Source organism: Streptomyces sp. NPDC127117 (assembly GCF_042677325.1).
Classification (GTDB): Bacteria; Actinomycetota; Actinomycetes; order Streptomycetales; family Streptomycetaceae; genus Streptomyces.
In genome coordinates this window covers 140065-146679 of the sequence record NZ_JBHXTM010000022.1, presented here as the reverse complement: position 1 = coordinate 146679, position 6615 = coordinate 140065, and the positions used below count along the sequence as shown (strand labels likewise).

6 protein-coding genes and 1 pseudogene are annotated in these 6615 nt (G+C 67.9%); 2 read left to right on the top strand and 5 right to left on the bottom strand.

The genetic code is table 11. The annotated features are described in order from the left end of the window. Nucleotides 1-367 precede the first annotated feature (367 nt). Nucleotides 368-1243, top strand: coding sequence for an MHYT domain-containing protein (locus ACFVH0_RS20985; protein ID WP_385822189.1), 876 nt, complete (start codon nt 368-370; stop codon nt 1241-1243). A 19-nt stretch (nt 1244-1262) separates the two neighbouring features. Here ACFVH0_RS20985 and ACFVH0_RS20980 read toward each other — a convergent pair whose 3' ends face one another. Together ACFVH0_RS20980 and ACFVH0_RS20975 are read right to left on the bottom strand one after the other, a co-directional pair. After that, complete coding sequence (locus ACFVH0_RS20980) at nt 1263-2639, bottom strand: ATP-binding protein (protein WP_385822187.1); 1377 nt, start codon at nt 2637-2639, stop codon at nt 1263-1265. Further along, nucleotides 2636-3328 (bottom strand): response regulator transcription factor, encoded by a 693-nt coding sequence (locus ACFVH0_RS20975; protein ID WP_385822186.1) that lies wholly within the window; start codon nt 3326-3328, stop codon nt 2636-2638. The genes ACFVH0_RS20980 and ACFVH0_RS20975 overlap by 4 nt, the downstream gene beginning before the upstream one ends. A gap of 78 nt (nt 3329-3406) precedes the next feature. Between ACFVH0_RS20975 and ACFVH0_RS20970 the strand changes: the two genes are divergently transcribed. After that, nucleotides 3407-3967 (top strand): hypothetical protein, encoded by a 561-nt coding sequence (locus ACFVH0_RS20970; protein ID WP_385822184.1) that lies wholly within the window; start codon nt 3407-3409, stop codon nt 3965-3967. Nucleotides 3968-4116: 149 nt separating this feature from the next. On the opposite strand, the pseudogene ACFVH0_RS20965 reads toward ACFVH0_RS20970, so the two are convergent. From ACFVH0_RS20965 to ACFVH0_RS20955, 3 genes and pseudogenes are all read right to left on the bottom strand, one after another. Continuing rightward, nucleotides 4117-4215 (bottom strand): annotated as a pseudogene (locus ACFVH0_RS20965) (transposase family protein); the annotation flags it as partial. Nucleotides 4216-4929: 714 nt separating this feature from the next. After that, nucleotides 4930-5514, bottom strand: a complete 585-nt coding sequence (locus tag ACFVH0_RS20960; RefSeq protein ID WP_385822183.1) for a hypothetical protein — start codon at nt 5512-5514, stop codon at nt 4930-4932. Between the two features lie 165 nt (nt 5515-5679). Beyond that, nucleotides 5680-6282, bottom strand: a complete 603-nt coding sequence (locus ACFVH0_RS20955) for a hypothetical protein (RefSeq protein ID WP_385822181.1) — start codon at nt 6280-6282, stop codon at nt 5680-5682. Nucleotides 6283-6615 lie beyond the last annotated feature (333 nt).

Sequence of the window (6615 nt, the reverse complement as noted above, 5' to 3'; positions counted from 1 at the left end):
GCCCCCGCGGTCCGGCGATCAGCAACCTAACCCCGGAAACCCCCGCGACCAGCCGCCAAGAACGGCAGCGGGCAATTCTTATGGATGCCTTAAGGAAATGATCAGGTTGCGATCACTTCCGGCGAGCGGCGAAATCGCGTTCGGGCCATCTACCGCGCACCCGTGGATTACTGATGATCCGTCGGACAATTCCACGATGCACATTTGGGCACCCTGACAGAGAACCCACCATTCCCAATAGTCCATTTTGTGACAGTTCGAGAAAACTGATGGCCCTTCAATTCGGAATCATCGGGTTACAGTTGCCCGCGCGCCTCAAGGGCATATACGCGCACTTATCATCTGAGTCACGTTCGAGGTTCTATACATGCAAGGCACGATTGACGGCTTCAGCTATGGCCTGGTCACCCCTGTGGCCGGTTACGTAATGGCGTGCCTGGGAGCAGCTCTGGGGCTGCGCTGCACGGTCAGGTCGCTACGCTCCGACCGCCCTCGAAAGCCCGGCTGGCTCGCGCTGGGCGCGGCGTCCATCGGCTGCGGAATCTGGACCATGCACTTCATCGCCATGCTCGGTTTCCGGGTGCGCGAGACGTCCATCCGGTACGACACGTCCCTCACGCTCCTCAGCCTCGCGGTGGCCGTGCTCGTCGTGGCGGTCGGTGTCTTCGTGGTCGGCTACCGGGGCACCGCACCGACCGTCCTGCTCACCGCGGGCACCCTCACCGGGCTGGGCGTCGCGGCCATGCACTACATCGGCATGGCGGCGATGCGGATGCAGGGGCACCTCAGCTACGACCCCGCCGTCGTCGCGCTGTCCGTGGTCATCGCCGTCGCGGCGGCAACGGCCGCGCTGTGGGCGGCCGTGTCCGTCCGGGGCTTCCTGGCCAGCCTGGGTGCCAGTGTGGTCATGGGTGTGGCCGTGACCGGTATGCACTACACCGGCATGGCGGCGGTCAGCGCGCAGGTGGACCATGCCGTCGGGCACACGGGCGAGGGTTCGTCCGCCGTGAGCGTGCTGCCGATGCTCGTCGGTCCGCTGATCTTCCTGGTGCTCGCCGCGGTCGTCGTGATGTTCGACCCGCTGCTGATCCTGGGCGACGACGAGCCCAGGCACACCCCGCCGCGGACTCCCGCGCCGGGTCGCTACGCGCCGCGGCCGACTCCCCCCGCCGTGCCGTACGGCGGCGCGGACGGGTGGGCCGGGGCGGCGGACGAGACCACTCCGCACGCCGGCCACCGGTGACGGCCGCGCGGACGGCGCGTCACACGCGTGCTCTGCTCCGCATCCTGCCTCGATGACGGCGGCGCCCCGGTTCGGGGCGCCTGCCGTCGAGCTGGATCCAGATACGTATCTCCGTGCCGCCGAGCACGGAACGGCCGATGCGGACATCGCCGCCGGTGGCCTCCGCCATCTGCCGCACTATGTCCAGCCCGAGCCCGGTCGAACCGGCCCGGTCCCCCCTGTTGCCCCTGGCGAGCGCCGCGTCCGGGTCCGGGATGCCCGGCCCCGCGTCGGAGACGAGCACGATCACCACGTCCTCACTGTTGTGCACGTCCACCGAGAAGGCGGTGCCCTCCGGCGTGTGCCGGAAGACATTGCCCAGCAGGGCGTCGAGTGCTGCGACCAGGTCGGCGCGGGCGACCGGGATGCGTACGGGCCGGTCGACGCCCGCGACACGCACCCTGCGCCCCTCGTCCTCCGCCAGCGCGGACCAGAAGTCCATCCGCTCACGGATCACCTCGGCCGCGTCGCAGCCCGAACCGGCAACCACCCCGGCGGTCCGCGGCCGGTCCTCGCGTGCCGTGCGGATGATCGTGTCGACCTCGCGTTCGAGCTGCTCGACGGCCGCCCGGGTCTGGTCCGCGGCCGGACCGTGGCCGAGCGAGGCGGCGTTGAGGCGCAGCACCGTCAGCGGTGTGCGCAGCCGGTGCGAGAGATCGGCGGCCAGCTCCCGTTCGTTGGCGAGCAGTTGTACGACTTGGTCCGCCATGGAGTTGAAGGCGACCGCGGCCTGCTTGAGCTCCGTCGGCCCGTCCTCGGGAACCCGTACGCCGAGCATGCCCTCGCCCAGCTCGTGGGCGGCGCCCGCGAGCCGCTCGGCCGGCTGGGTCAGCCGTACGCCGAGACGGTCCGCGACCGCGACCGCGCCGATGACCAGGGCGATACCCACGCCCGTGAGCACGATCCAGGCGGTTGTCACACCGTTGGTGACATCGGCATCGGGTACGTACACCTCGACGATCGAGGTCTTGCCCGAGCCCAGCACGATGGGCGCCAGCAGCGCCGAGCCGCCGGGGACCTTCGAGATGCCGGAACGGCCGAGTTCGCGGATGGCGTCGAGCTCGTCGTGCACGGCCCGGCCCCGGCCGATCTCCAACTCGGACGCCTCGTCGTCGGCGGGGATGTGCAGGGCCATCCGCCCCGCCATGCCGGCGTCGGTGGAGAGCATCGCCCGGCTCAGCTGATCCCGGTCGGTGGTGATGGAGAGGGTGGGTCCGATGGCTGCGGCCTGCCGCTCGGCGTTGGAGAACGCACGGTCCGACGCCATTTCCTTGACGACCAGACCGAGCGGGACCGCGAAGGCGACCACCACCATCACGGTGACCGCGAGACAGACCCTGACGAGGGCCCACCTCACCGCGGTGGCTCCAGCTTCACGCCCACGCCCCGGAGCGTACGCAGATAGCGCGGCGCGGCGGCGGACTCCCCCAGCTTCCGCCGCAGCCACGACAGATGCACGTCGATGGTCTGGTCGTCGCCGTAGGACTGCTGCCACACCTGGGCGAGCAGTTCCTTGCGTGCCACGACGACTCCGGGCCGTCCGGCGAGGAACGCGAGCAGGTCGAACTCGCGCCGCGTCAGATCGAGCGCGACACCGTCCAGCGCGGCCTGCCGGCGGAGCGGATCGATGGCGAGCCCGCCGACCCGGAGCACCTGGGGCGGCGGCACGGCACCGGTGCCGCCCGCGCGGGAGCGGCGCAGGACCGCGGCGATGCGCGCCGAGAGGTGTTCGACGGAGAACGGCTTGGTCAGGTAGTCGTCGGCACCGTCGTTGAGCAGCCGTACGATCTCGGACTCGTCGTCCCGGGCGGTGGCGATGATCACGGGCACATCGGTGATGCCACGGAGCATCTTCAACGCCTTGGAGCCGTCCAGGTCGGGCAGCCCCAGATCCAGGATCACCAGGTCAAACCGGAAATGGGAGACCTCGCGCAGCGCCTCAAGGGCCGTTCCGACACTCCGCACGACATGGGAGGCATCGGTCAGGTGCCTGATGAGGGCTGAGCGTACGAAAAGGTCGTCCTCGACGACGAGCACACTTGCCATGGCAAAACCGTACGCTATTCAACGAATTTTTCACCCCTCAGGTGGGGTGGCGACGCACATGGTGCAATATGGTCCGCGATGCGACGAGGACTGATACACGGCATAGCTTGGGCGCTCTCCACCGGGGCTGCGGTCACGCTGTCCTGGTGGGGTGTCCACACGGTGATGGCGGGGACCGCGTACGACCCGCCCCGTGCCCTCCCGATCGCGGACGCGGCACGCGCCGAGGGCCAAGGGGCCAGGTCGCAGCCCTCCTTCACCTACCGTCCCGAGAAGTCCCCGAAGCCCAGCGCATCCCCGTCCGCCGAGGACAAGGGCGGCGAGGACGACACGGGCCGCAGGCCCACGGCCGGATCCCCGCACAGCTCCGGGCCGGCCCGCCCATCGAGTCCGCCGGAAACGCCCGCCGGCGGGACCGTGAACGTGAAGGGCTACACCGTCGACGGCGGCCGGGTCGTCTTCGACATCCAACGGGCCTCGGCGGAGCTGGTCTCGGCCACTCCCGAGTCGGGCTGGCAGATGCAGGTATGGAAGACCGAGCAGTGGATCCGGGTGACCTTCACCCGGGACGACCGCGAGATCTCGGTCTTCTGCAGCTGGTACCAGCACGCGCCGCTCGTCGAGATCGAGGAGCAGTAGCGGCTCCGGGATCCGCCGAACAAGCGGTCCCCCGCATCCCGCCGGGCATCGGTTCGGCTGTCTCCGACACAACGTGATACCCCATCAGTAGAGTCGGCAGCGACCCGGCGACAGCTCGGCCGGAGCCGACCGCCCGGCGTTGTGCACCCCTTGCGGGGCTGGAGCGCAAGAAGGGGGCCGAGGTGGTTGATGACTCGGTTGCCCGTGGACTTCGAGACGCCGAACAGCGGAGCGAGCTGCCACAACGAGTGGACTACCGAAGGCAGGGCACGGGGCTCTGCACTACCGTTTTGGTGGCCCCGCAATGGGGCGCCAGGTTTCCGGAGTTGGCATGGCCTTTCCCCCGTCGAACGCATGGGCCTGGGCCCGCGAGCACGAGCGGGAGCAGCACCGCGCCCGGCAGACCGCCGCAGCCCCGGCCCGCGCCGCAGCCGGCCGATGACGTCCCGGCCGCGCCGGTGGCCCCGGTCGTGCTTCCCGCACCCCGTCCGGTTGCCGTCGCCGCTCCGGAGCCGGAGCCCGCTGACGTTGACGACCAGGAGCTGGTTGTCGAGAACCTGACCCGCGAGCAGGTCCGAGCCCTGGGAAGTGCGGGCGATGAAGGACCACCAGGTCGTGTTCGACCACGCCGACCGATACGGCGAGACGTCCGCGAGGCGGCTGTTCAGCAACCGGCTGGCCGGCGAAACCCAGCGGGGGAGAGACCGTAGGCCGCAGGGTCCGCCACGAGCGGGCCGCGCGCTGACTACTTGCCTGCAGAGGGGGCTGCGCGCGGCCGGACCCGTCACCGCCGTCCGATGCGTCACCGTCACCCGAACCGATCCGGCCCGGCCGGCGCCCGTGCTTCTGGCCGCCTCCGCAAACAGCCAGCGCCCAGGACCACACCACCACCGTCATCGATCACCCGCACTACGCAGTCCATGGCGGTGCGGCAGGCGGCCCCTGGGCGGGGTGGGGCTGTGTCAGGCGAAGATCTTCCAGTTGTTCTGGAGGTCCTGCATCAGGGTGTCGTACTTCGGCCCGGCCTTGTCCCACTGGGTTTCGACGCTACTGATGGCTTCGGCGTCGACCTCCCTGGCAGCGTTCCATGCTTGGGCGGACAGATCGCTTGAGGTCTTGTAGGCGCTGACGATCAGGTCCTGGGATTCGGGATGAGCATGTCCTGATGCCTTGAGCCCTTCTGCCAACTTGTCGTTCAGCTCTGCGAGGGCCTGCTTGTTCTTGTTCTCCTGAGCATCGACCCCGTCCTTGAGCTGATCCTGGGCGATCTTCTTCTCGTGGGCCTGGAGCAGGAGGCCGACAAGGGTCTTCTTGCTGTCGGCCAGCAGGGCGAGCTGCCCCTTCAGCGTGTCCGCGAGGACCTTCTTCGCATCCTGGGGCAGTTTGCTGAAGTCGTCGTCCATGAAGGAAGCGGCGGACCGGGGAGGAGCGGGACGTTCCGCGCCCGCGGTGATGGCAGTCAGGGCGTCTTTGTGGTGGGCGTTCAGCTCGTCGAGGAGAGCGTCGAACTGCTCGTCGGTCAATGGCTGGCCGGGGTTGTGCGCCATGGGCTTCTCCTGGTTTGTCGCTGCCCACGCTGGATGCGCGAGCCTGGTTCCTGGTGTGGGACGGCTGGGCGCGGCGGCCCAGCCGTCCCACACATGTTCCGGAGCCGGAGGCCGGAAGCGTGGTGGGGGCGCTGCGGGGTTCCCGGACCCCCGACGGGGCTGGGTTTAGCCGAAGATGCTGTGCCACCAGTTCTTCACGGCGTCCACCTTGTCCTTGAACCAGTCGACGACCGAGTCCCACCATCGCTTGATGTCTTCGGCGAGCTGCTTGAAGAAAGCGCATACGGCTCCCCAGAGCTTGTCGATGAGCCAGTCACCGGCATCCTTGAAAGCCTGAAGGATCTCGTTCTGCTTCTCCGGGTGGGCAGAACCGGACTTCTTGAGTTCATCGGCGACCTTGTTCTGGTCGTCAGTGAACTTGTCAATGTTGTCCTTCTTCTGCTTGTCGATCTGTTCATCGAACGATGACTTGCTGATCTTGTTGTTCTCGTACTGCTGGGACACGTCGGCGATGTGCGGCTTCTGGCCGTCGGCCTGGCTCGTGTTGCGTTCGCGGGACTGCGCGAACGCGTCGATGGCGTCCTGGGGCAGGTCCGAGTAGTCGTTGCTGACACTGTCGAACCCTTCGGGCATGACGAAGGGGGAAGGCTTCGGCCGGCCGGCCGTGAGGGCGGCGAGGGTCGCCTGGTGATGGGCGTTGATCTGGTCGATGAGCTCGTCGAACTCATCGTTGGTCAGCTGCGGAGCAGCGGGGGTCCGAGCGGTCATGGCGCACCTGTTCTCTTGGCTGTTCGGTCTGCCGATGGGGATGGCTGTCCCCGGACAGGGGCGGCGCCGGTCTTCCGTGGAATCCCTTGGACGTTGAACGAAATTCCCGCCCCGGTCTAGTTGAACCGTCTATTCTTTTGAAGTGAACAAGAATCCCCGAAATGCGGAACCACTTTTATCCCATACCGGTCCGCCCCCGCCACCCGTACGGGCCAGCGCACGCAGCTCAGGGCAGGAAAGCACTCGGGAGGATGGCTGCCGGAAAGAGAATTGACCAGCACACGTTGACCAGTCGAGGGAAATTCAATTCACAATGGTCGATATTTCATCAAC

Coding starts and splice junctions, on each gene's coding strand:
- ACFVH0_RS20985 (WP_385822189.1), top strand. CDS start 368: ATGCAAGGCACGATTGACGGCTTCAGCTATGGCCTGGTCACCCCTGTG.
- ACFVH0_RS20975 (WP_385822186.1), bottom strand. CDS start 3,328: ATGGCAAGTGTGCTCGTCGTCGAGGACGACCTTTTCGTACGCTCAGCC.
- ACFVH0_RS20970 (WP_385822184.1), top strand. CDS start 3,407: ATGCGACGAGGACTGATACACGGCATAGCTTGGGCGCTCTCCACCGGG.
- ACFVH0_RS20960 (WP_385822183.1), bottom strand. CDS start 5,514: ATGGCGCACAACCCCGGCCAGCCATTGACCGACGAGCAGTTCGACGCT.
- ACFVH0_RS20955 (WP_385822181.1), bottom strand. CDS start 6,282: ATGACCGCTCGGACCCCCGCTGCTCCGCAGCTGACCAACGATGAGTTC.